1 protein-coding gene is annotated in these 360 nt (G+C 36.4%); it reads left to right on the forward strand.

The features are described 5' to 3' along the window. Positions 1 to 200: hypothetical protein (locus ACJ5GX_RS00525; RefSeq protein ID WP_495292578.1), on the forward strand; the 200-nt coding region annotated here is incomplete at its 5' end. Between the last annotated feature and the right edge of the window lie 160 nt (positions 201 to 360).

The following is a 360-nucleotide window of genomic DNA, read 5'->3' on the forward strand; positions in this document are numbered from 1 at the left end:
TACATCTTAATATATTGTTTAACACAATTCAATTTTCACACTCATCAGCAGTTAGGCCACTTGCTCGCACAATAATATCAATAGCAACACCTTCCTTAACTAGATCGATCAACCGACTGAATTTACTATGGAAAGTCCAAATTTTTTTGACGTTTCTTGAAATATTTTCTTATGAGAAGTTGTTCAGTTTCATGGTTTGAATGCACCCTATCAGTATTCGGAGGGCTGTCCCTTACACCTTGTATTTTCAAGCGCTGATTAAATCTAAAGTTTATCAATTTACTTTTTGGTAGAGTATTCAAATAACGACCTGAATGACGTGTGATGCCGGCTTAGAATAGCATCACCCCATTTCTGCCC

Source organism: Wolbachia endosymbiont of Tuta absoluta (genome assembly GCF_059414725.1).